We start from the raw sequence: 22,017 nt of genomic DNA, 5'->3' as shown, positions 1-22,017 counted from the left end.
TACGCGGTCGCCATGGCGCGGTGTCGTCGTGGCGAGGTACTCAGGAAGCCAAGATTGGGGGTAGTGGACATGAGCATGCTTGAACGGGAAATTCAGGATGTTGAGCTCGACGATGTCGATACCGCGGAGGTCGATAGCGATAACACGGGTCGCAAGGATGATGAAGATGCCTTCGAAAAGGCGTTGAACCGTGAAGAGAACTCCTACCACCATAGCCTCGATGCGACACAGATCTATCTCAACGAAATCGGCTTTTCGCCGCTGCTGACCCCGCAGGAAGAAGTGCATTACGGCCGTCTCGCGCAGAAAGGGGACCCGGCCGGGCGCCAGCGCATGATCGAGTCCAACCTGCGGCTGGTGGTCAAGATCGCCCGACGTTACCTGAACCGTGGGTTGTCGCTTCTCGACCTGATCGAGGAGGGCAACCTGGGACTGATTCGTGCCGTGGAGAAGTTCGATCCTGAACGCGGGTTTCGCTTCTCGACCTACGCCACCTGGTGGATTCGCCAGACCATCGAGCGGGCCTTGATGAACCAGACGCGCACGATTCGTCTGCCGATTCATGTGGTCAAGGAGCTCAATATCTATCTGCGGGCCGCCCGCGAATTGACCCAGAAGCTCGATCACGAAGCCACGGCCGAGGAGATCGCCGAGTTTCTCGACAAGCCGGTCAGTACCGTCAAGCGCATGCTGGGGCTCAACGAGCGCGTCTCCTCGGTCGATTACCCCATGGGCGCCGAGAGCGACAAGCCACTGATCGATACGCTGGCCGACGAGAATGAGGTCGGCCCGGAGTCCAATCTGGTCGATGACGACGTCAAGCAGCATGTCGACGAGTGGCTGGTTGAGTTGAGTGACAAGCAGCGGGAAGTCGTCCTGAGACGCTTCGGCCTGCGGGGTCATGAAGCCGCCACGCTCGAGGAGGTCGGCGAGGAGATCGGACTGACGCGGGAGCGTGTACGCCAGATCCAGGTCGAGGCGCTCAAGAAGCTGCGCCGGATGCTGGAGAAGCAGGGATTGTCGATGGACTCGATTTTCGAGTGAGGCGTTCGAAGCGGAAATGGCCGTGAACGCCGATCGGGCTATTGATCCAGTCGCATACATGCGGCATTGTATGTAAACCTCGAGCCGGGGCGTCAGCAGAATGCTGGCGCCTCGGTCGTTTGTTGTATGGTTCCGGATGACGTCGACACCTCTCGGCGTCTCGAGTCCGCCAGAAAACAGCCATGATTTGGGTAGCTGGGCGATGCCGAGAGTGGTTCCGGCCGGTGCATGCCGGCATGGACTCGCGTGGTCGGCTTGGTGTCGTCTTCAGTGCCCAACGATAGGAAATGTCCCGATGTCGCCTCTCATTTCGTTGCCGTCGCGTTCCCCCCTGCGACATGCCATTTCGCTGCTGGTCGCGGCAGCTTTCGCTCCCGCGGCCCATGCGGCGGATCTGTTGACCATCACGCAGGATGCGCTGGAGCATTCGGCGACATTGAACTCGTCACGCTCGACGTTCAAGAGCACCGAAGCCGGGCAGGACGTGGAGCGGGGCGATCTGTTGCCCCAGATCAGCGCCACCGGTAGCGCCTATCGCTATAATTCGCTGGAAAGCCAGAGCTACGCCAACTCGGCTGCGGCGGGTTCCAGCAGCACTTCGACGTCGGGCGAGGACTACAACGGCACCAGCTTGGGCGTGAACGTGACGCAGGCGCTGTTCGACGCGACCAACTGGTACGAATACGAGCAGAGCAAGAAGCAGGTTGGTCAGCAGGCGCTGCAACTCGAGATCGATCAGCAGCAGTTGCTGTACGACGTCTCCGAGGCGTACTTCGAGATTCTGCGTGCCAAGGAAGTCCTGGATGCGCGTCAAGCCCAGGAGAAGGCGATCGGTCGTCAGCTCGAACAAGCCAATGAGCAGTTCAGCGTTGGCCTGGTGGCGATCACCGACGTCAACGAAGCCAAGGCCGCCTTCGATTCGGCCCGGGCCCAGCGCATCGCCGCCAAGAATGACCTGCAGGTGAGCTTCGAGACGCTCGAGCGCCTGACCGGGCAGCAGTATGCCAGTATCGCCAGCCTGGACGACGAATTGCCCATTCAGCCGCCTGCTCCGGCCAATCGTGACGATTGGGTCGACATGGCCCTGGCGAGCAGCCCCTCCATCCAGTATGCCCAGGCCGCGGTCGACGTGGCCAAGTCCGGCGTCGATATCGCTCGGTCCGGCCATCTGCCGACACTGGATGCCTTCGCGGACTACTCGTACTCGGATAACGATCGCGACGAGTTGCGGGGTCACAACGAGGACGTCCAGGTCGGAGTGCAAGCCAATCTTCCGATCTATACCGGCGGCTCCACCAGCGCCTCGGTGCGGCAGAACACCTATTCCCTGGAAGCGACGCAGTACGATTTCGAGGATCAGCGTCGCTTCACGACGCAGCAGGTTCGCTCGTTGTTCACCCAGGTGGGCAACGACGTCGAGTCGGTCGATGCGCAGCGCGAGGCCATCGTCTCCAGTCGCAGCGCGCTGGAAGCGACCCGTGCCGGCTACGAGGTCGGGACCCGCAACATCGTCGACGTGCTGGACGCGGAGCAGTCGCTTTACGAATCGATCTCCGACTATGCCGATGCCCGCTATACCTACGTGACGGATCTGCTCCAACTGAGACAGCAGGCCGGCGTACTCAGTCTCGAGGTGATTCGCGGCACCAACCGCTGGCTGAGTGACAGCAAGCCCGTGTCGTTGACATCGGTCGACGATGCCGACATGTCGGCGGTCGACGATATCGGCAAGCGCCCCACGCCACCGTCCATGCCCTGATACCCTCGTCGTCAGGGAATCCGGGTTCGACGCCGCTGCCACGGCAGCGGCGTTGCCGTTCCGGGCGTCGCTACCCGAAGCAGTTTGCTGCCGCGCGCGTTCCCGAACGCGGTAAAATGGTGAGACTCAGCCGGCGGCAGGTGCCGGCTTTCGTCTGCTTGTCTCGAAGGAACCGTCATGGCCCGGCCCCTCATCGCCGACATCGATCTCGGTGCGTTGTGCCACAATTACGCCGTCGCTCGCGAGCTTGCGCCACATAGCCACACCATGGCGGTGATCAAGGCCAATGCCTATGGGCATGGGGCCGTCGCCTGTGCCAAGGCGCTGGCGGCAGTGGCGCCGGCATTTGCGGTGGCGTCGCTGGAAGAAGCCGAGAGTCTGCGCGATGGCGGCATTCTGCAGCCAATACTGCTGCTGGAAGGCATCTTCGACGCCGATGAACTGGCACGTGTCGAGGCGCTGGGACTCTGGCAGGTGGTGCATAGCGACTGGCAACTGAATGCCGTGTTGAACTACTCCCCCTCCCGGCCCCTGACAGTATGGCTGAAGCTCGATTCCGGGATGCACCGGCTCGGTTTCGACCCGGCCTCATTCCTCGATCGCTGGGCAAAGCTGAAGGCCGCCCGCGACCGTGTCCGGGATCTCCATCTGATCAGCCATTTCGCCAGTGCCGATCAGGTCGATCCGTCCCAGTTCGAGCGTCAGTGGCGGACGATCGAATCCGTACGCCAGCAACTGGCAGCACCACTGTGCATTGCCAATTCACCCGCGACGCTGGCCAAGCCCGGTGCGCATGGCCAATGGAACCGGCCCGGCATCATGCTCTACGGCAGCAATCCGCTCGAGGGCGCGTTGCCGGGCGCCCTGACGCTGCAGCCGGTGATGACGCTGCGATCGCGCCTGATCGCCGTCCAGACGTTGCCACAGGGAGAGCCGGTGGGGTATGGCGGTCGGTGGTGCACCTCTCGGCCGGCCCGGATCGGCGTCGTCGCCGCAGGTTATGGCGACGGCTATGACCGGCATGCCGCCGATGGCACGCCAGTGCTGGTCGATGGACAGCGCTGTCCGCTGGTCGGGCGTGTTTCCATGGATATGCTGACGGTGGACATCAGCCATCTGGCCGACGCCGGGGTGGGCAGCGAAGTGGTGTTATGGGGCCAGGGTCTCGGTGTCGACGAAGTCGCCAGGCATTGCGACACCATCGGCTACACCCTGCTCACCGGAGTGCTGCCGCGAGTACCGCGACGGTATCTGGCGCCCTGACCCCACGCCTTTTCGCTACACTGGCCGGCATCTACAAAGAATCGGAAGGGACATGCCAAAGAAAGTCTATCCTGCCAACCGAGCCCATCCTCGTTACTGGGGCGCCTGGCTCGGCATCGGATTGATGCGGGCGGGCGCGCTGCTGCCCTGGCGCCTCAAGCTGGCACTGGGCCGAGGCATCGGGTTGTTGAGCTGGAAGCTCGCCAAGCGGCGTCGCCATATCACCGACACCAATCTGGCGCTCTGCTTCCCCGAACTGGACGATAGTCAACGCGCGGAACTGGTCAGGAAGACCTTCGTCGCCAACGGGATCGGCATTCTCGAGACGGCGACGGGCTGGTGCCGCGACCCTGAACACCTGCGCCACCGAGTGACCTTCCGCGGCACCGAGCACATGGAGCGCGCCATGGCGCAGGGAAAGGGCGCGCTGATCATCGGGATTCACTTCTCTACGCTCGATCTCGGCGGTGCTCTGCACTCGCTGTTCTTCCCCGCCGACGTGGTTTATCGGCCCCATGACAACCCGGTGTTCGAGGACTTCATGACGCGTGCGCGGCGCGGAATCTTCGGCGCGGCCATTGATCGCCACGACCTTCGTGGCGTGGTCCGCAGGATCAAGTCGGGCCACGCGGTCTGGTATTCGCCGGACCAGGACTTTGGCCGCGAGGCGAGCGTGTTCGCGCCTTTCTTCGGCGTCCCCGCCGCCTCGATCAAGCTGACCGCCAAGATCGCCCGGATGACCGGCGCGCCGGTAATGCCGCTGATGTTTCATCGCAACCCGGACAACCGTACCTACACGCTGGAATACCTGCCGCCCCTGACAGGGTTCCCCAGTGGAGACGATGTGGCCGATGCAACGCAGGTCAACGCCTTCATCGAGCAGGCGATTCGTCGTCATCCAGAGCAGTACCTCTGGCTGCACCGACGGTTCAAGACGCGCCCGCCGGGCGATAGTTCATTCTATTGAACGGGTTATTGCACGCGGAACTTGACGAAAGTGCGGCGAGCGACAAGGCTTAGGGTGTCCTCATGGAACGAGAGGGCGGTTTGCCGAAACGGCGAGAAAGCCGGATCGGCAAGTCCAACAGGCCAGCAGCACAGGAAGAGTTGCCATGCTTAGCTACGCCGTGATTTTTCTTATCGTCGCCATCATCGCCGGAGTCTTGGGGTTCGGGGGTATTGCCGGTGCCGCCGCGACGATCGCCAAAGTGTTGTTCGTGATTTTCCTGATTCTCTTCGTCGTTTCGTTGATCCGGGGAAGAGGGCGCTGAGACGCGATATCGACGAGCACTGTCGTCACCAACAAATACCCCGCCTGGATGGCGGGGTATTTTGTTGTCGGATCGACAGCGTGAAGCGGTTTGTCGTTCAGGCATCGATGCGCTTGTATTTCATCCGCTTCGGCGTGTCATTGCCCACTCGCTTGTGGTAATCCGCTTCATAGTCGGTGTAGTTCCCCTCGAAGAAGACCACCCTGGAATCGCCCTCGTACGCCAGAATGTGCGTCGCGATACGGTCGAGGAACCAGCGGTCGTGCGAGATGACCAGCGCGCAGCCAGGGAAGGCCAGCAGGGCTTCTTCCAGGGCGCGCAGCGTCTCGATGTCGAGATCGTTGGACGGCTCGTCCAGCAGCAGGACGTTGGCCGCCTGCTTGAGCGTCTGCGCCAGCTGAAGGCGGCCGCGTTCGCCACCCGAGAGATCGCTCAAGCGCTTCTGCTGGTCAGTGCCCTTGAAGTTGAACCGGCCGACATAGGCGCGGGAGGAGACCTCGTAGCCATTGATGTTGAGGATGTCCTGGCCATCGGAAACCGCTTCCCACACCGTCTGGGTATTGTCGAAGTGATCGCGTAGCTGTTCGACATAGGCGACGTCGACGGTATCGCCGAGCACGACCTCGCCGCCATCGGGTTGCTCCGTGCCGGCGATCAGCTTGAACAGCGTCGACTTGCCTGCCCCGTTACCGCCGACGATGCCGACGATGGCCCCGGTCGGTACCTGGAAGGAGAGGTTGTCGAACAGCATCTTCTCGTCGAAGCGCTTGCTGACATCATGGAATTCGATGACCTTGTCGCCGAGACGCGGTCCCGGCGGGATGTAGATCTCGTTGGTCTCGTTACGCTTCTGGTAGTCCCCGGACTGCAACTCCTCGAAGCGATTGAGACGCGCCTTGCTCTTGGCCTGGCGGCCCTTGGCATTCTGGCGGACCCACTCCAGCTCCTGCTTGATCGCGCGCTGGCGCCCGGCTTCCTGCTTGGCCTCCTGCGCGAGCCGCTTTTCCTTGGACTCGAGCCACTGGGAGTAGTTGCCCTCGAAGGGGATGCCGTGGCCGCGGTCGAGCTCCAGGATCCAGCCGGCAACGTTGTCGAGAAAGTAACGGTCGTGGGTGATCGCGACGACCGTGCCGGGGTAGTCATGCAGGAAGCGCTCGAGCCAGGCCACCGATTCGGCGTCCAGGTGGTTGGTCGGTTCGTCGAGCAGCAGCATGTCAGGGCTGGACAACAGCAGGCGGCATAATGCCACGCGGCGGCGCTCGCCCCCGGAGAGGTTGGCGACGCTCGCCTCCCACGGCGGAAGGCGCAGCGCTTCGGCGGCCACTTCCAGCTTGCGCTCGATATTGTGGGCGTCGGCTGCCTCGATGATATTCTCCAGCCGGGCCTGCTCGGCGGCCAGGGCGTCGAAGTCGGCATCCGGCTCGGCATAGGCGGCATAGACCGCTTCGAGCTGCTCCTGGGCTTTCTTGACTTCGCCAAGCGCCTCTTCGACGATCTCGCGGACGTTCTTGTCGTCGTCCAGCGCCGGCTCCTGTGACAGGTAACCGATGTTGAGCCCTGGCATCGGGCGCGCTTCGCCGTTGTGTTCGGTGTCGACGCCGGCCATGATGCGCAGCAGCGTCGATTTCCCCGAGCCGTTGAGGCCGAGCACGCCGATCTTGGCGCCGGGGAAGAAGGATAGCGAGATGTCTTTGAGGATCTCGCGCTTCGGGGGGACGACCTTGCCCACCCGGTTCATGGTGTAAACGTATTGCGCCATGGAAATCCGGTTATGTGTCGCGGTGGATAGAAACAGCGAGTCAGCGCTGGAGCGCCCGTCGGCCGGGCGCGGCCTGGATGAAGAAGGGTAAACCAGTCATGCCGACAATGCGAACGGGCGCCGAAGCGCCCGTCGGATGACACCGGGTCGGAGACCGTCTACTCCTCCTCGTCGCCGTATTCGTCGTACCAGTCGTCTTCGATGGCACGTTTCAGGCGGCGCTCTTCCAGCAGCGCCTCGACCTGTCGTCGCGCGCGCAATGTGTCGGCCTTGCTGCTGCGGGGACGTTCGAACTGCTCGTCGTTGATGGCTTCGGAAAAATCCTGATCGTCGATATATTCCTCACGGCTCATATTTTGGCCCTCCCGTGAAATCGCATCTCAGTGACGCTTCGGGCTATATATCGTCGAAAGCCAATCGGTACAAGACTTTCCTGGTTAAAAAAAACTATCGCCGCGAGAGGCGGCGATAAGTGTTGCGTCGAGTTGTGCGGTCACGCCGTATCTGGCTCGGCCTTCAGCGTCTCGAGCTCCTGCAGCGCCTCTGCGAGATTGGTGACATCCTTCTGCACGCCGATGAAGTAGGTGAGCTGATCTTCGTCGTCGTAGACCGGCGTGATCGACAGCTCGTTCCAGAACGGACTGCCGTCCTTGCGATAATTGCGCAGCACTTCCCGACAGGACTTGCCCTCACGCAGGGCCGTGCGAACCCGGTCGATGGCCGGCTGGTCACGATCGCCATTCTGGAGGAAGCGACAGTCGCGATAGAGGATCTCGTCGATGCTGTAGCCCGTCAGGCGCTCGAAGCCTTCATTGGCGTAGATCAGAATGTTCTCGTCGCCTTCCTGTTCGGCCACTACGATGCCGTCATCCGAGGCGTTGACGATGCGCTCCAATAGAGCCGGGCTGATCATGGGGGGGCGTTTGTTGGTACTGGCCATCCTTGCCTCCAGACTGGGCATTCGACGGATTGTAGGGACGATACGATCGATAATGATGCCACGGTGCCGTGGGATTACAACGCTTTACGAGCGGGGCTCCGACTCGACCTCGGCAAGGGCGTGGGAGCTCAAGGCGGCCGCGATGGCCAGCGCCGCGAGGACCAGCAACAGGCCCGCGCTGCCCAGCCATTGGGCGAATGCGCCCAGAAGCAGGCCGACGACGAGCATCAGAACACCGGTGAAGGTATTCGAGAAAGCGACATAGAGCGCGCGGGTGTCGCTGTCCGCGAGATCGACGACATAGGTCTTGCGCCCCAGGCGAATGCCGGCGTGGGCAATCATCAGCAAGCCATAGACCACGGCATATGGCCACACGCTGGTACGGACGGACTCGGGCAGCCACACGCAGGCGGCGCCAGCGAGACAGCACGCGGCCGCTCCGATGGCGCTGTCGCGCATCACCCGGCGACTGGAACGGTCCGCCAGACGGCCCCAGATCGGGCCGGCGATCATGCCGGCGCCCCCGGAGGTGAGGATCAGGATGCCGAGGCTGGCCAGGTCGGTGCCGCTGTTCTGTTGCCCGAGCAGGGCAAGGTAGGGAAGCGCTAGGGCGCTGGACAGCAACAGTGCGCGCGAGAGATTGAAATGCAGGAAGCGGCGATCGCGACGCATCAGGTCAATACCTTGCTTGACGCTGTCCCAGGCGTTGGCACCGCCCTCGGTGGCGCCCGGGGCTTCGTGAATCAGGGCGGCACACAGTGCGTTCAAGCCCCACCCCAAGGCGGCGGCGAACAGCAGAATGGCCAGTGCCAGGGTGCCCGGCTGATTGCCGAGGAGAATCAGGATGGCACCGACGAGCAGTGTCAGGGCGCCGGCGACGCTGGCGCTCCACCCCATCAACGTCCCCCGGCGCTGCTTGGCGATGGTCTTGCCGAGAACGTCCTTGGTGGCGACCGAGGAGAGCCCGCGCCCCAGCGACAGGCCGGTCAGGGCGATCAGCACCAGCGCGCCGCCCCAGCCGCCCTGGCCGAACAGTGCCAGCAGCGTCAGGCAGAGAGCGCCAACGGCCTGGACGACACCGCCGGCGACCCACACCCACTTGCGAATGGGGCGCAGCCGGATGTAGCCGGCGATCAGCAGTTGCGGCAGCAGGGCGCCCGCCTCGCGGATCGGTACCAGCAATCCCACCATCCAGACCGGTGCTCCGATGGCGCCCATCAGCCAGGGCAGTATCAGGCGGGCGTTGGAGAGTTCGTCCGCCAGCTTGTTGCCGAGGGCGGCGACCAGGTGGCGGACGAAGTTGCCGGGCTGCTCCTGGCAGGCTTCGTCGGAGATGTCGCGACACATTCGGCTGTCTTCGTCGCCGGTGACGCGCTCGAAGAGGCGGGTGAGGCTGGTTTCTTTGACTGACATGAAAACGTTCCCTGTTTTTTTATGGCGAGCTACGAGCTACGACAGAAGACGACGCCGATCCCTTGGATTGAGTGCGAGCGGGGTTCGGACGCATGATGGTGGGCTTCGATACCGTCCGCTGGGAGGAGACAAAGATTCATGGCTCGCATTCGAATTCATTATTGTACGCAATGCCAATGGCTGCTGCGCGCCGGCTGGTATGCCCAGGAGCTGCTGCAGACCTTTGGCGAAGATCTCGATCAGGTGGCGTTGGCACCCAGTCATGGCGGGCACTTCGAGGTGCTCTACGACGACGAGACGCTATGGGAGCGCAAGCGCGACGGCGGTTTCCCCGATATCAAGGAGCTGAAGCGCCGGGTCCGTGACCGCCTGGATCCCGGACGCGACCTGGGGCATACCGATAGAGATAAAGCCTGAAGCTGGAAGAGCGGCGCTGCGCGCCTGGAAGTGGGAAGAGCAAGCAAGGCCAACCCCCTGAGCTTGTGGCAGTATCGTCGATTGCATCCTGTCCTCCAGCTTCCAGCTTCCAGCTTCCAGCTTCCAGCTTCCAGCTACCACCAATGCTTGCGCTTGAGCAGCCACATCACCCAGCCGCCTACGAGAGCGGTAATCGCCAGAAAGACCACGAAGCCGTAGGGACTGTTGGCGCCGGGTATGCCACCCACGTTGATCCCGAGAAGCCCGGTCAGGAAGCTGAGTGGCAAGAACACGGTGGTGACGATCGCCAGCATGTACATGCGCTGATTGAGGCGTTCGTTGTGTTCGCTGAAGAGCTGTTCCTGCAGGATCAAGGCGCGCTCCTGCATGGCGTGAAAATCTTCCACATAGCGGGACAACTGGTTGGCGCTTTCGCGGATCGATACCTTGGTGTCCTCGTCGTACCAGCTGGGGCCGTGGGCAATCTGGTCCAGGCAGTCCCGCTGTGGCCCCATGAAGCGCCGCAGCGTGATCAGCGACCGGCGTAGGCGGGAGAGGTCGTCGGGATCGATCTCCCGGTCGCTGAGCTGGTCTTCCTCAAGTTCCCCCAAGCGGTCGTCGAGCTGGTGCGCGACATCACCGACCTTGTCCACCAAGGCTTCCGTCAACCAGGCCAGCAGGTCCGAAATCGACAGCGCGCCGCTGCCGTCGTCGATCCGCTCGCGCACGTCGCCGACGGATTTCAGCGGGCGACGGCGCAGGGTTATCAGGCGATTCGGGGCACTCCAGATACGCAGCGATATGAGATCCTCGGGCGCCGCACCGGGGTTGAGATTGATCCCGCGCAGGGTGCTGACGGCGCCATTACGGAACTTGGCGACGCGTGGCCGGGTATCCTCCTCCAGCAGGGCTTCGATCGGTGCCTCGTCGAGGCCGGCGATCTCTTCCAGGTAGGTATGGACATCCTCGTGGCGGAAATCGAGATGCATCCAAAGCGGCCGCTCGGGGTCGATCCAGGCCTCTCGAAGCTGACGGACGCTGAGCAGCGTACCGCCGCCCTTGCCGTCGAGCTGGTAGGCGGCGACCAAAGCCGTCTCCGTTTCCATTACTCAGCCTCCTTGCCGGTCCGGCTCGCGATGCACCCTGTCGCGAGCGTTTTCAATATGTTAACGATAGCAGGCCGAGACGTCATCGCCAGCGGTTCGGTCGGGCTTGACCCGCGAGCGCGACACCCGAGGTCGATGCGCCATCAGCCGGCCGTGTTGGTCGATGGCGTCAGCATCGGTTCCAGTTTCGACCAGACGTTGTCGAGAATGATGGGTTGGGCCTCGGCGGTGGGGTGGATGCCGTCATCCTGCAGCATGGTGTCGAGATCGACGCCCTCGAGCAGGAATGGCAACAGGGGGACTTGGTAGTCGTGAGCCAGTTGGGTGAACACGTCACGGAAAGCGTCTGTATAGGCGGGGCCGTAATTGGGGGGTACCTCGATCCCGAGCAGCAGAACCTTGGCGTTCTCCTTCTGGCTGCGCTCGATCATCTTCGCTAGGTTGACCTGCATCTGCTGGGGGGAAAGTCCGCGCAGCCCATCATTGCCGCCAAGCTCTAGCAGAACGATATCGGGATGATATTGTCCGAGAACTTCGGGAAGCCGTGCCGAGCCACCCGATGTCGTCTCGCCACTGATGCTGGCATTGACGACTTCATGCTCACTACCCAACCGCTTTTCCAGCAGAGCGACCCATCCGGCCTGTGGATCGATGCCATAGGCTGCGCTCAAGCTGTCGCCCATCACCAGGATGGTGTCGGCGCGGGCTGCGCCCGGCGTCAGCGATAGCACGGCAACACACAATAACAGTGCGCCACCCGCATAGCGCCTCGCCAGCTTGGCGATAGGCATCTTGCTACCAAACACAGGGAAACCAGGCACCATGTCTCACTCCTCCGACCATGAACGAAAGCGAATTCTACACGCCAGCCAGCTCGCCAAACGGGTAACAAGTGGAGAACGAGAGCTGGTTATTCTCGAATCGCTGACGCTGGATGTCGACTGCGGTGAGAGTGTAGCCATCGTGGGAAGTTCCGGCGCCGGTAAATCCACTCTGCTGGGGCTGCTGGCGGGGCTCGACGCGCCCAGTTCGGGAGAGCTCCAGATGTTCGGCCAGTCGCTGAGCGACCTGGACGAGGATGGACGCGCGGCCCTCCGCGCCGGCCGTGTCGGTTTCGTCTTTCAGAACTTCCAGTTATTACCCACGCTTACTGCCCTGGAAAACGTCATGTTGCCGCTGGAACTGTCGCCTCGGCAAGACGTGGCTGCCAAAAGTCGTCAGTGGCTCGAGCGTGTCGGGCTCGGCGAGCGTCTCGACCACCTGCCCAAGCAGCTCTCCGGCGGTGAGCAGCAACGAGTGGCGGTGGCGCGTGCGTTCGTGGCCGAGCCCGATCTGGTCTTCGCCGACGAGCCCACCGGCAATCTCGACGAAGCGACTGGCAGCCGCATCATCGATCTGCTCTTCGACCTCAACCGAGAATCCGGGACAACCTTGATCCTTGTTACCCACGACATGGCGCTGGCGACGCGGTGCGACCGCTGCCTCCGGCTCGAGGGTGGTGCATTGACGGCGATCGAGCGGCGGCATGGAGTCGAGGCATGAACCTGATCGCGCTCTCGCTCAAGGGGCTCAGGCGCGACCTGCGCGCCGCCGACGTTCGGGCGCTGTTCGTCGCGTTGGCCCTGGCCGTGGCGGCCACTACCATGATCGGTTTCTTTCTCGACCGTCTCGACCGGGGACTGACGCGACAGGCGGGACAGCTGCTGGGCGGCGATCTGGTGCTGGAGCAGGGGCGGGCGTTCGACGATGCGCTTCGCCAAGAGCTCCGTCACGCCGGGCTCGAACTGAGCGACCAGGTCGATCTGGTATCGATGGTGAGCCAAGGGGATGCCTTCCAGCCGGCGGGTCTCAAGGTGGTGGACGATCACTATCCGCTCTACGGCAAGGTCCGGGTCGATCGGGGCAGTGGCGTCGAGGGCGTGGATCACGGCCCGGCGCCGGGCAGCGCGTGGATTGCACCCAGGCTGGCGCAACTGCTGGACGCGGGCATCGGCGATCGTGTCCAGGTCGGGGCGCTGTCGTTGACCATCACCGGCCTGATCGATCGTGAACCTGACCAGCAGGCCGGGTTCGCCGGGCTGACGCCGCGCATCATGCTCAACATCCAGGACCTCGAGGCGACGGAGCTGGTCAGGCCCGGTTCGCGAATCGAGTACGAGCTGCTGGCCGCCGGGCCGCCGGCGGCGATCGACGGACTCGCCGCGCGACTCGAAGCGCTGCGCAATGCCGGGGTCGAGATTCGAGACGTGCGGGTGGACCGGCCCAGTCTGGGACGCTCCCTGGACCGGGCGCAGAAGTATCTGAGCCTGGCAGGGCTGGCGGCGGTTCTGCTTGCCGGTGTGGCCGTGGCCATGGCCACGCGGCGCTATGTCGATCGCCATCTCGATACCGCGGCGCTGCTGCGCTGCTTCGGTGCTTCGCAACGGCAACTGGGCCAGCTCTTCGCCTGGCAACTGGCGTGGCTGGGCCTCGTCGCGGCGGTGGTGGGGGCCTTGCTGGGGCTGGCAGGGCAGGCGGTGCTGCTGGCACTGTTGACCCGCTTTCTGCCGCTGGAACTGCCGCCGCCGGGCGGAATGCCCTGGCTGATGGGCGTTCTGACCGCTCTCGCGGTGCTGGTGGGTTTCGCTGGACCGACGCTACTGAGGCTGAAGCGTGTCAGTGCGCTCAAGGTGTTGCGGCGCGAACTCGATCCGATTCCGGCCGCCGGGTGGCTGGTCGTGGCGTTCGCGAGTCTCGTGTTCGGTGCCCTGCTGTGGCTCTACTCCGGTGACCCGGCGCTGGCGCTGGGCATTCTGCTGGGCGGTCTGGTCGCGCTGGTCTTGCTGTGGGGGGTGGGGCAGTCGCTGCTGCAGCTGGTCCTTGCCGTGCTGGCTCGCTTGCCCCAGGGGGGGCGAAAGGGGCGGGCCTGGCAACTGGGCGGACGTCAGTTGGCGCGCCGGCGCACGGCCAGCCTGGGGCAACTGCTGGCTTTTTCCGTCACCTTCGCGGCGATGGCGATCATCGCGCTGGTCAGAGGTGACCTGCTCACCACCTGGCAGGCCCAACTGCCGGTCGACACCCCCAACTACTTCGCGATCAACATCCAGCCGCAGGAGCGAGCCGGGGTCGAAACGCTGATCGAGGACGCTGCCGACAGCGCCAGCGGCCTGTACCCGATGGTGCGCGGGCGCCTGACCGCCATCGACGGTGAGCCGCCGACGCAGCGGGTGCCCGAAGAGTCCCGCAACGACGGCGCACTGCGCCGCGACCTCAACCTGACCTGGCGCGCCGCACTGCCCGAGGGCAATCGGATCACCGAGGGCCGGTGGTTCGACACCGACGCGGCGTCGGGCGATGGTGCCGTGCCGATCTCGGTGGAGGAGGAGCTGGCCGGGCGGCTAGGCCTGTCGCTGGGCGACGAGATGACCTTCACCATCGGCAGTGACAGCATCACGGGCCGAATCACCAGTCTTCGCCACCTGGATTGGGAGAGCTTTCAACCCAATTTCTTCATCATCTTTCCTCCCGGGGCGCTGGAGGGTTTCGGTCACAGCTATATCACCTCCTTCCACCTCCCCGACGGCGGCAACCCGCTGCTGGGCGAGATGGTACAGCGATATCCCGGCGTGTCGGTGCTCAATGTCGAGGCGTTGCTGGAACAGGTCCGCGGCATCCTCGGCCAGGTGACCCGGGCCATCGAGTTCGTGCTGGGCTTCGTGCTGCTGGCCGGAGTCAGCGTACTCTACGCGGCGTTGACCGCCAGTCGCCCGGCACGCGCCCATGAAGGCGCACTGCTACGGGTGTTCGGTGCCGGCAACCGCACGCTGTCGCGCATGCAGTTGGCCGAATTCTCCTTGCTCGGTCTTGTCAGCGGCCTGCTGGGCGCTGCGCTGGCGGAGGCGGCGGCGCTGGGCATCTACGGCTGGCTGGGGTTGGTACCGAGGATGCACTGGCTGATGTGGGGGATCATGCCGCTATTGGGGGCAATGCTGGTGGGCGGCGTCGGTTTTCTGCTCTCCCGGGGGGCCCGCCGGCAGGCGCCAATGGCCAGCCTGCGATTATTGGGAGAGACCTGAAGGGAGCATGATACCACCGCAGGATGGCGAATCTGACGGGGGCGAGACGGCGGACGACGCTCCCGGGTATGTTTTACCCAGGCTAAAGCCAAGGTGAGAAATTATGGTTCAGCGCATGACGGACTTTCATAGGAAAGGCCGTCAGCGCTGGGGTATCATTGCGCCCCACGCTGCACCTGAAAAGAGCCTGCGCTCGCCCATACAGCGTTGAAGATCGGTTCGAAAGGCGCGTTTACGCTCATGCGAATTCCGCTTCCTTGCCGATTCCTGGCTTGTCTGGGTTCCGCTCGCCGCCTTTTCAAACGGTGCGCTTACGATTTTGAGATCGAGCCGCCGGATGCCGGACTGGCGCCGCTGGTAGTTGAACCATCCCCGAGCCGAGGATTCCCGTCGATGTTCACCCGAGAGATGCAGATTGCCGGATTCGATGATGCCCTTTGGGACGCGATGCAGCAGGAAGTCGCGCGCCAGGAAGCCCATATCGAGCTGATCGCTTCCGAAAACTATGCCAGCCCGCGCGTGATGCAGGCCCAGGGCACGCAACTGACCAACAAGTACGCGGAAGGTTATCCCGGCAAGCGCTACTACGGCGGTTGCGAGCATGTCGACGTGGTCGAGCAGATGGCCATCGACTACGCCAAAGAGCTGTTCGGCGCGAGCTACGCCAATGTCCAGCCGCACTCCGGCTCGCAAGCCAACGGCGCGGTCTTCCAGGCGCTGGTCAAGCCGGGCGACACCGTGCTGGGCATGAGCCTGGATGCCGGTGGCCACCTGACCCACGGCGCCAAGCCGAGCTTTTCGGGCAAGCACTACAACGCCGTCCAGTACGGCATCGATGCCAGCGGCCGGATCGATTACGAGGAAGTCGCCAGGCTGGCGCGCGAGCATCAGCCCAAGATGATCATCGCCGGATTCTCCGCCTACTCGCAGGTCATCGACTGGTCGAAGTTCCGCCAGATCGCCGATGACGTGGGTGCCTTCCTGCTGGTCGACATGGCCCATGTCGCCGGCCTGGTCGCGGCAGGCGTCTATCCGAGCCCGCTGCCTCATGCTCACGTGGTCACCACCACCACGCACAAGACGCTGCGTGGTCCGCGCGGGGGCCTGATCCTGTCGGCCGAGAACGATGCCGACATCGAGAAGAAGCTGCAGTCCGCCGTCTTCCCCGGCGGGCAGGGCGGGCCGCTGATGCACGTGATCGCGGCCAAGGCGATCTGCTTCAAGGAGGCGATGGATCCCGAGTTCAAGACCTACCAGCAGCAGGTAGTCAAGAACGCCCAGGCGATGGCCGGCATCTTCATCGAGCGTGGCTACGAAGTGGTGTCCGGTGGTACCGAGGATCATCTCTTCCTGTTGTCGCTGGTCAAGCAGGAGCTGACCGGGAAGGATGCCGATGCGGCGCTGGGTCGTGCCCATATCACCGTCAACAAGAATGCGGTACCGGGCGACCCGCAGAGCCCGTTCGTGACGTCCGGCCTGCGTATCGGCACCCCCGCGGTGACCACACGCGGTTTCGGCGAGGCCGAGTGTCGCGATCTGGCCGGCTGGATCTGCGATATTCTCGATGCCATGCAGCAGGGCGACTCCAGCCATGTCGAAGGCGAGGTCAAGGCCAGGGTCGAGGCCGTCTGCGCCCGGCTCCCGGTCTACCGCTGATCGGACCCGGCTTGCCGCTCACGATGCCCCTCCCTGGAGGGGCATCGTCGTTATGGGCCCTTGACGGCGTCGCGAGAACCCCAGGTCTTGACTGCGGCGTTGGCAGGCCGGGACCAAAGATGAGAAAAGGAGAGATGGATGCGCTGCCGCGCAACGTCGGCTTGAGAGGGGAGTTCTTACAACTTTAGTCTTGTCTGTGACCATGGTCTAACAGCCACGCACATTCACTTGCTTGAAGCTATGTCGGACATAAGCGGCTGTGAGTTGAACATCGTAATGGCAGCAGACTCTCCGGCAACCTGCCCCTCCAGTGGGCCGAAGCCTGATATCGCCGAAGCGCTGGCCGAAGCCGTATTCGGCGGGCGCTACACGATCGGTGCCATGATCCCGCGGGAAGTCGATCTCTGCGAGCGCTTCGGCGTCAGCCGCAGCACCGTTCGCAGCGCGCTGCAAAAACTGGTCAACGCCGGCTTGCTGGTGCGTATTTCCGGACAGGGGACGCGGGTCTGCGAGCTGGCCTCCTGGCATCTTCTCGATCCTCAGGTCAGCGCCTGGATGGCACGCTACGCCCGGCCCAACCCCCATCTCCAGCGGGAAGTCTTCGCCTTTCGCGTGGCGGTGGAGCCGTTCGTTGCCGGTCTGGCTGCCACGCATGCCACCGCCTCGGATCTGCTGGCCATCGAAACCGCCTACGAAGGCATGGCCCGCACGCTCGAGTGCGAGGACCTGCACTGGCAGGGAGAGAGCTACAACGCTTACGACGTGGCATTCCACGAGGCGATCTTCGCCGCTTCCCACAACCTGATCTGGGCGCAGATCAGTCATGTGCTCAAACCGGCCATCGCGCTGATCGTCGAGCGTTCCAACCAGAGCGCCACGCTGCATAGCGCCAAGGATCTCGCTGACAGCATGACCCGCCATCGGCGGGTGATGGAGGCGATTCGCCTGCGCCAGCCCCAGAAGGCGGCCGAAGCGGCGCTGTCGGTGCTCAAGCGTACCGGCCGTGACCTCGGCATGGAGGATCTGGTCGAGAATCCGCCGGCGATCGTGATGCCGTCATCGATCGAGGAGCGATGACGGCGGTGCCCGAGCTGCCGACCGCCCTGACCGCGGGCGCCGGCGGGTCTGAATTGAACGAAATCGCATTGCAGAGAACAGGTGAACCATGAAGATTACCCGCTTGAAGACCTGGCAGGTGCCACCGCGCTGGTTGTTTCTCAAGATCGAGACCGACGAAGGCTGCTACGGCTGGGGCGAACCGGTGGTGGAGGGGCGCGCCGCCACGGTGGAGGCCGCCGTACACGAGCTTTCCGACTATCTGGTCGGCCAGGATCCGCGCCGTATCGAACACTTGTGGAACATCCTCTATCGCGCGGGGTTCTATCGTGGCGGGCCGATACTGATGAGTGCCATCGCCGGTATCGACCAGGCGCTATGGGATCTCAAGGGCCGCGATCTCGGCGTGCCGGTGCATCAGCTGCTGGGCGGAGCCTGTCGTGACAGGATGCGGATGTACGCCTGGACCGGTGGCGACAAGCCCAGCGATGTGGGCGCGGGCGCCAAGGCGCTGGTCGATAAAGGCTTTACCGCGTTCAAGATGAATGGCACCGCCGAGATGGCGATCGTCGACTCTCATGCCAAGGTGGACGAGGCGGTCGCCAGGGTCGCCGAGGCCCGCGACGCCGTGGGGCCGGATATCGGCATCGGCATCGACTTCCACGGTCGCGTCCATCGCCCCATGGCCAAGGCGCTGCTGCGGGAACTGGAACCGTATCATCCGATGTTCGTCGAGGAGCCGGTGCTGCCGGAACACCTGCCCAGCCTCAAGCACATCGCCGGTGGTCTCGGCTATCCCATCGCCACCGGGGAGCGGTTGCACACCCGCTACCAGTTTCGCGATCTGCTGGTCGAAGGCATGGTCGACATCGTCCAGCCCGATCTGTCCCATTGCGGCGGTATCAGCGAGGGCATGAAGATCGCCACGCTGGCTTCCTGCTTCGATGTGGCGCTGGCCCCTCACTGCCCGCTGGGACCGTTGACGTTGGCGGCTTCTCTACACGTCGATGCCGTCAGCCACAACGCCTTCATCCAGGAGCAGAGTATGGGCATCCACTACAATCGGGACAACGACGTGCTCGATTACCTGGTGGACAAGGATGCCCTGGCGATCGAGGACGGCTACTGTACGATCCCTCAGGGCCCCGGGTTGGGGGTCGAGATCGACGAAGCGTTCGTCGAGGAGCGTTCCAAGGTCGGTCACCGCTGGCGTAATCCGGTCTGGACCCATGAAGATGGTTCCGTCGCGGAATGGTAACGGCACACTCGATAGCCGCCTGCGCGAGTGAATCGCCGTGTTGCCCGGTGCGCGAACTCCTCACATATACCCCATATGCTCCGGGTTCTGTGCGCCGGGCGCCTTGCGCTTCAGCTCGCTCGGCTGGCTCTCGAGCGCACCGTACTGGGCGCTCAGCCGTCTTTGCTCGCCGACGCAGAGCCTCCAGGAAAGTGTGGTCCGGCTGGCTCTCGAGCGCTACATGCTGATGCTCTGCTGGCTGCGCTTCAACGCGCGGCCCTAGACTGGCCGAAACGAGGAGAGAGAAATGAACGAGACACGCAAATTCGCCCTGGAGGCGGCGCTGCGCGAACGGCCGTTGGTGGCGATCCTGCGCGGAATCACACCGGAAGAGATCGACGCCGTGTTCGACGCGCTGGTGGCGGCGGGGTTCAAGCTGATCGAGATCCCACTCAACTCCCCGCGGGCCTGGGACAGCATCGCCGCGATCGCCAGGCGCTGTCCGGACGATGTCGTGATTGGCGCGGGCACGGTGCTGGACCCGATGCACGCCGAGCGGTTGGCCGATCTCGATGCGCCGCTGCTGATCACGCCCAATACCGACCCGGAGGTGATTCGGGCCGGTGTCGAGCACGGCCTGGCACCGATGATCGGCTGCATGACGCCGAGCGAGGCGCTGGCCGCGGCCAAGGCCGGGGCGACGGCGCTCAAGCTGTTCCCGGCGGCACGCCTGGGCACCGGCTACTTCAAGGATATCAGCGCGATCCTGCCCAAGGGCCTGCCGGTGCTGGCGGTCGGCGGTATCGACAAGAGCAACATGAGCGAGTGGCACGCCTTCGGGGTGGCCGGCTTCGGCTTCGGCAGCAACCTCTACAAGCCGGGACGCAAGGCGGCGGAAGTCGGCGAGATCGCGGCCGAGCTGGTCGCGGAGTGGCGTCGGCTGCTCGAGGTTGCGCACCACGCGGAGCAGATGGAACGCGAGGCGGATGCATGAGCGGCGAGGCACCGGCGCGCCTGATCGTCATCGACTGGGGAACCAGCAACTTCCGCGCCTTTCTGGTCGACACCGCCAGCGGCGAGGTGCTGGACAGCCGGCGTTCGGCCTCCGGTCTGCGCGCGCTGACTCAGAGCGAATTCCCCCACTACTGCGCGTCGCAGACCGACGAATGGCGGGAGGGCGGCGGCGCGGCCTCGGGCGTTGAAGGCGCGGCTTCGGGCGCTGAGAAAATCCCGGTCTACCTGGCCGGCATGGTCGGTTCCGCGCGGGGCTGGCACGAGGCGCCGCAACTGGAACTCCCTGTCGCCGCCGCCGATCTGGCCCAGAACGTGGTCGCCGCGCCGGGCCTCGACAACGTCTGGATCGTGCCGGGGGTCAAGCAGATAACCCCGGCCCACGTCGATGTGATGCGCGGGGAGGAGGTTCAGGCCTTTGGTGCCCTGGCGCTTGCTGGCGTGGACGGTGGCGACTGTTGCTTACCGGGTACCCACAGCAAGTGGGCGCGCCTCGATGCTGGCCGCATGACGGCGTTTACCACCATGATGACCGGCGAGCTCTACCACGCGGTGCGTTTCCACACCCTGCCGGGAGAGCCGGCTCGTGAAGACGCGCCGTTCGACGAGGGCGCATTTCGCCTCGGCGTTTCCCGCGCCGGCTGCCCCGGGGGCGTGATGCATGCCCTGTTCGAAGCCCGCAGTCGCCATCTCTACGCTGGACTCGAATCGGCACAGGTCGGCAGCTTTCTCTCCGGCGTCTTGATCGGGGAGGAGGTAAGGGCCATGCAAGCGGCTCGTCACGAGCTCGACAAGGTGTATCTCGTCGGCGCTGACTCGCTTCGGCAAAGTTATACCATTGCACTGGAGGCCTCCGGGATCGCGGTCGAAGCGATCGATAGCGATCGCGCGACCCTGGCCGGCGTCATCGCGATCGCGGCACGACACGCCCGCTGCTGATATCCATCGGGCCACGAGCCACTAATGCACCAAAATGGTGCGCAGGCGGCCCGCGTCAATGGCTCGACAGCACCGCCATGGGAGCCGTGTCCGGCTCCCATGGCGCGAGCCGTCGTGTTTGGCATGATACGTGCTACCTTCACCTATACGACTGCCGACAAGCAGCCGATCGCGTACGACATGACGAGGTGATGCGATGCGGGTGAAGCCATGACACAGCCGACCTTGAACAAGCCACCGTTGCTGGTGTTCACCGATCTCGACGGGTCGTTACTGGACCACGATAGCTACGACTGGCAGCCTGCCGCCTCGTGGCTGCAGCGTCTCGAGCAGTGGGCGATCCCGGTCATTCCCACCACCAGCAAGACCCGTGCCGAACTGCTGGCACTTCGCCAGGAGCTGGGACTGGAGCAGACCCCCTTCATCGCCGAGAACGGCGCGGTGATCGGCCTGCCGCCATCCTGGCAGCACGCGCGACTGGATCGTGACCCGGCCTCGCCGGACGGCCTGGTGGTCAAGACCCCGAGCATGGATGTCGACTTCATCCGGCGTCGTCTGGATGTGGTGCGCGAGCGCCATGGTCTGCGCTTCCGCCGGATGGGGGAGATGGACCTGGCCGAGGTTCGAGAACTCACGGGGCTCAGTACTGCCGGTGCCGAGCAGGCGATGAGTCGTGAAGGGAGCGAACCGCTGGTCTGGGAGGACGACGACACCAAACTGCAAGCTTTGCATGAGACCCTGCGCGTCGATGGCCTGCGCCTGACCCGAGGCGGCCGTTTCTGGCATGTCATGGGCGCGGTCGACAAAGGACAGGCCGCCGAATGGCTGCTGGCCCGGTTCGAGTCGTTGCGTGGCTATCGGCCGAGGACGCTGGGTCTCGGGGATGGGCCCAACGATCTGGCGTTGCTGTCGACGACGGACATGGCCGTGGTCATTGCCGCCAATCATGGCCAGCCGATGGCCCTGGGAGGGGCCCAGGTCTATCGAACGCAAGCGCGAGGGCCGGCCGGTTGGTCGGAGGGTGTCGCGCATTGGCTGGCCCAGGAATCGGGATGGGAGAGTGGCGAGCCGCAGTAGTCGAAGATATCGAC

General features: G+C 64.0%; 20 protein-coding genes. 14 read left to right on the top strand and 6 right to left on the bottom strand.

All coding sequences use genetic code 11. From position 1 onward, the window contains the following. Positions 1-69 precede the first annotated feature (69 nt). The 5 genes from rpoS (at position 70) to DOM54_RS13680 (ending at position 5,337) form a co-directional block, all read left to right on the top strand. Positions 70-1,044 carry an RNA polymerase sigma factor RpoS gene (rpoS, locus tag DOM54_RS13700; protein ID WP_110602963.1) on the top strand — a complete coding sequence of 325 codons (975 nt, stop codon included), beginning with the start codon at positions 70-72 and terminating at the stop codon, positions 1,042-1,044. A 295-nt stretch (positions 1,045-1,339) separates the two neighbouring features. Beyond that, positions 1,340-2,803 carry a TolC family outer membrane protein gene (locus tag DOM54_RS13695; protein WP_110716865.1) on the top strand — a complete coding sequence of 488 codons (1,464 nt, stop codon included), beginning with the start codon at positions 1,340-1,342 and terminating at the stop codon, positions 2,801-2,803. Between the two features lie 177 nt (positions 2,804-2,980). Next, positions 2,981-4,066, top strand: a complete 1,086-nt coding sequence (gene alr, locus DOM54_RS13690) for an alanine racemase (protein WP_110716864.1) — start codon at positions 2,981-2,983, stop codon at positions 4,064-4,066. 52 nt (positions 4,067-4,118) lie between these two features. Continuing rightward, positions 4,119-5,033, top strand: coding sequence for an LpxL/LpxP family Kdo(2)-lipid IV(A) lauroyl/palmitoleoyl acyltransferase (gene lpxL / locus DOM54_RS13685; RefSeq protein WP_110716863.1), 915 nt, complete (start codon positions 4,119-4,121; stop codon positions 5,031-5,033). A 145-nt stretch (positions 5,034-5,178) separates the two neighbouring features. Continuing rightward, positions 5,179-5,337 (top strand): DUF1328 domain-containing protein, encoded by a 159-nt coding sequence (locus DOM54_RS13680; protein WP_071231586.1) that lies wholly within the window; start codon positions 5,179-5,181, stop codon positions 5,335-5,337. Positions 5,338-5,434: 97 nt separating this feature from the next. Here the strand turns inward: DOM54_RS13680 and ettA are convergent, their stop codons facing one another. From ettA to DOM54_RS13660, 4 genes are all read right to left on the bottom strand, one after another. Beyond that, positions 5,435-7,096 (bottom strand): energy-dependent translational throttle protein EttA, encoded by a 1,662-nt coding sequence (gene ettA, locus DOM54_RS13675; protein ID WP_110716862.1) that lies wholly within the window; start codon positions 7,094-7,096, stop codon positions 5,435-5,437. Between the two features lie 158 nt (positions 7,097-7,254). Then, positions 7,255-7,449 carry a PA3496 family putative envelope integrity protein gene (locus DOM54_RS13670; RefSeq protein WP_110602970.1) on the bottom strand — a complete coding sequence of 65 codons (195 nt, stop codon included), beginning with the start codon at positions 7,447-7,449 and terminating at the stop codon, positions 7,255-7,257. Between the two features lie 140 nt (positions 7,450-7,589). Further along, entirely contained in the window at positions 7,590-8,036 is a 447-nt protein-coding gene (locus tag DOM54_RS13665; protein ID WP_240612466.1) for a PAS domain-containing protein, read from the bottom strand. Positions 8,037-8,120: 84 nt separating this feature from the next. Beyond that, on the bottom strand, positions 8,121-9,449 hold the full coding sequence (locus DOM54_RS13660; RefSeq protein WP_110716861.1) for an MFS transporter: 1,329 nt from the start codon (positions 9,447-9,449) through the stop codon (positions 8,121-8,123). 138 nt (positions 9,450-9,587) lie between these two features. Between DOM54_RS13660 and DOM54_RS13655 the strand changes: the two genes are divergently transcribed. Further along, on the top strand, positions 9,588-9,866 hold the full coding sequence (locus DOM54_RS13655) for an Rdx family protein (RefSeq protein ID WP_110602974.1): 279 nt from the start codon (positions 9,588-9,590) through the stop codon (positions 9,864-9,866). 134 nt (positions 9,867-10,000) lie between these two features. Here the strand turns inward: DOM54_RS13655 and DOM54_RS13650 are convergent, their stop codons facing one another. Then, complete coding sequence (locus DOM54_RS13650) at positions 10,001-10,972, bottom strand: zinc transporter ZntB (RefSeq protein WP_110716860.1); 972 nt, start codon at positions 10,970-10,972, stop codon at positions 10,001-10,003. Positions 10,973-11,115: 143 nt separating this feature from the next. Continuing rightward, positions 11,116-11,763, bottom strand: coding sequence for an arylesterase (locus DOM54_RS13645; RefSeq protein WP_110716923.1), 648 nt, complete (start codon positions 11,761-11,763; stop codon positions 11,116-11,118). A 31-nt stretch (positions 11,764-11,794) separates the two neighbouring features. Between DOM54_RS13645 and DOM54_RS13640 the strand changes: the two genes are divergently transcribed. The 8 genes from DOM54_RS13640 (at position 11,795) to DOM54_RS13605 (ending at position 22,003) form a co-directional block, all read left to right on the top strand. After that, on the top strand, positions 11,795-12,514 hold the full coding sequence (locus DOM54_RS13640) for an ABC transporter ATP-binding protein (protein WP_110716859.1): 720 nt from the start codon (positions 11,795-11,797) through the stop codon (positions 12,512-12,514). Then, positions 12,511-15,027 carry an ABC transporter permease gene (locus tag DOM54_RS13635; RefSeq protein WP_110716858.1) on the top strand — a complete coding sequence of 839 codons (2,517 nt, stop codon included), beginning with the start codon at positions 12,511-12,513 and terminating at the stop codon, positions 15,025-15,027. The genes DOM54_RS13640 and DOM54_RS13635 overlap by 4 nt, the downstream gene beginning before the upstream one ends. Before the next feature lie 393 nt (positions 15,028-15,420). Further along, positions 15,421-16,683 carry a serine hydroxymethyltransferase gene (gene glyA / locus DOM54_RS13630; protein ID WP_110716857.1) on the top strand — a complete coding sequence of 421 codons (1,263 nt, stop codon included), beginning with the start codon at positions 15,421-15,423 and terminating at the stop codon, positions 16,681-16,683. A gap of 276 nt (positions 16,684-16,959) precedes the next feature. Continuing rightward, positions 16,960-17,760 carry a FadR/GntR family transcriptional regulator gene (locus tag DOM54_RS13625; protein WP_110716856.1) on the top strand — a complete coding sequence of 267 codons (801 nt, stop codon included), beginning with the start codon at positions 16,960-16,962 and terminating at the stop codon, positions 17,758-17,760. An 88-nt stretch (positions 17,761-17,848) separates the two neighbouring features. Continuing rightward, a complete protein-coding gene (gene dgoD, locus DOM54_RS13620; protein ID WP_110716855.1) occupies positions 17,849-18,997 on the top strand; it encodes a galactonate dehydratase in 1,149 nt (382 codons plus the stop codon). Positions 18,998-19,283: 286 nt separating this feature from the next. After that, positions 19,284-19,970, top strand: a complete 687-nt coding sequence (locus tag DOM54_RS13615; RefSeq protein WP_110602985.1) for a 2-dehydro-3-deoxy-6-phosphogalactonate aldolase — start codon at positions 19,284-19,286, stop codon at positions 19,968-19,970. Further along, positions 19,967-20,926 carry a 2-dehydro-3-deoxygalactonokinase gene (locus tag DOM54_RS13610; RefSeq protein WP_110716854.1) on the top strand — a complete coding sequence of 320 codons (960 nt, stop codon included), beginning with the start codon at positions 19,967-19,969 and terminating at the stop codon, positions 20,924-20,926. The genes DOM54_RS13615 and DOM54_RS13610 overlap by 4 nt, the downstream gene beginning before the upstream one ends. Positions 20,927-21,136: 210 nt before the next feature. After that, positions 21,137-22,003 carry an HAD-IIB family hydrolase gene (locus tag DOM54_RS13605; protein ID WP_110716853.1) on the top strand — a complete coding sequence of 289 codons (867 nt, stop codon included), beginning with the start codon at positions 21,137-21,139 and terminating at the stop codon, positions 22,001-22,003. The last annotated feature ends 14 nt before the right edge of the window (positions 22,004-22,017 follow it).

The organism is Salinicola acroporae (genome assembly GCF_003206615.1).
Classification (GTDB): Bacteria; Pseudomonadota; Gammaproteobacteria; order Pseudomonadales; family Halomonadaceae; genus Salinicola; species Salinicola acroporae.
Note: the sequence above shows the minus strand (reverse complement) of the source record. Positions and strands in the feature narration are given on the sequence as shown.

What these genes read in the sequence shown, in the direction of transcription:
- DOM54_RS13650 (WP_110716860.1), bottom strand. Translation starts at nt 10,972, where the DNA reads ATGGAAACGGAGACGGCTTTGGTCGCCGCCTACCAGCTCGACGGCAAG.
- alr (WP_110716864.1), top strand. Translation starts at nt 2,981, where the DNA reads ATGGCCCGGCCCCTCATCGCCGACATCGATCTCGGTGCGTTGTGCCAC.
- DOM54_RS13660 (WP_110716861.1), bottom strand. Translation starts at nt 9,449, where the DNA reads ATGTCAGTCAAAGAAACCAGCCTCACCCGCCTCTTCGAGCGCGTCACC.
- DOM54_RS13655 (WP_110602974.1), top strand. Translation starts at nt 9,588, where the DNA reads ATGGCTCGCATTCGAATTCATTATTGTACGCAATGCCAATGGCTGCTG.
- dgoD (WP_110716855.1), top strand. Translation starts at nt 17,849, where the DNA reads ATGAAGATTACCCGCTTGAAGACCTGGCAGGTGCCACCGCGCTGGTTG.
- DOM54_RS13680 (WP_071231586.1), top strand. Translation starts at nt 5,179, where the DNA reads ATGCTTAGCTACGCCGTGATTTTTCTTATCGTCGCCATCATCGCCGGA.
- DOM54_RS13635 (WP_110716858.1), top strand. Translation starts at nt 12,511, where the DNA reads ATGAACCTGATCGCGCTCTCGCTCAAGGGGCTCAGGCGCGACCTGCGC.
- lpxL (WP_110716863.1), top strand. Translation starts at nt 4,119, where the DNA reads ATGCCAAAGAAAGTCTATCCTGCCAACCGAGCCCATCCTCGTTACTGG.
- DOM54_RS13615 (WP_110602985.1), top strand. Translation starts at nt 19,284, where the DNA reads ATGAACGAGACACGCAAATTCGCCCTGGAGGCGGCGCTGCGCGAACGG.
- DOM54_RS13645 (WP_110716923.1), bottom strand. Translation starts at nt 11,763, where the DNA reads ATGCCTATCGCCAAGCTGGCGAGGCGCTATGCGGGTGGCGCACTGTTA.
- DOM54_RS13605 (WP_110716853.1), top strand. Translation starts at nt 21,137, where the DNA reads ATGACACAGCCGACCTTGAACAAGCCACCGTTGCTGGTGTTCACCGAT.
- DOM54_RS13695 (WP_110716865.1), top strand. Translation starts at nt 1,340, where the DNA reads ATGTCGCCTCTCATTTCGTTGCCGTCGCGTTCCCCCCTGCGACATGCC.
- DOM54_RS13665 (WP_240612466.1), bottom strand. Translation starts at nt 8,036, where the DNA reads ATGGCCAGTACCAACAAACGCCCCCCCATGATCAGCCCGGCTCTATTG.
- DOM54_RS13610 (WP_110716854.1), top strand. Translation starts at nt 19,967, where the DNA reads ATGAGCGGCGAGGCACCGGCGCGCCTGATCGTCATCGACTGGGGAACC.
- rpoS (WP_110602963.1), top strand. Translation starts at nt 70, where the DNA reads ATGAGCATGCTTGAACGGGAAATTCAGGATGTTGAGCTCGACGATGTC.
- DOM54_RS13640 (WP_110716859.1), top strand. Translation starts at nt 11,795, where the DNA reads ATGTCTCACTCCTCCGACCATGAACGAAAGCGAATTCTACACGCCAGC.
- glyA (WP_110716857.1), top strand. Translation starts at nt 15,421, where the DNA reads ATGTTCACCCGAGAGATGCAGATTGCCGGATTCGATGATGCCCTTTGG.
- ettA (WP_110716862.1), bottom strand. Translation starts at nt 7,096, where the DNA reads ATGGCGCAATACGTTTACACCATGAACCGGGTGGGCAAGGTCGTCCCC.
- DOM54_RS13670 (WP_110602970.1), bottom strand. Translation starts at nt 7,449, where the DNA reads ATGAGCCGTGAGGAATATATCGACGATCAGGATTTTTCCGAAGCCATC.
- DOM54_RS13625 (WP_110716856.1), top strand. Translation starts at nt 16,960, where the DNA reads ATGGCAGCAGACTCTCCGGCAACCTGCCCCTCCAGTGGGCCGAAGCCT.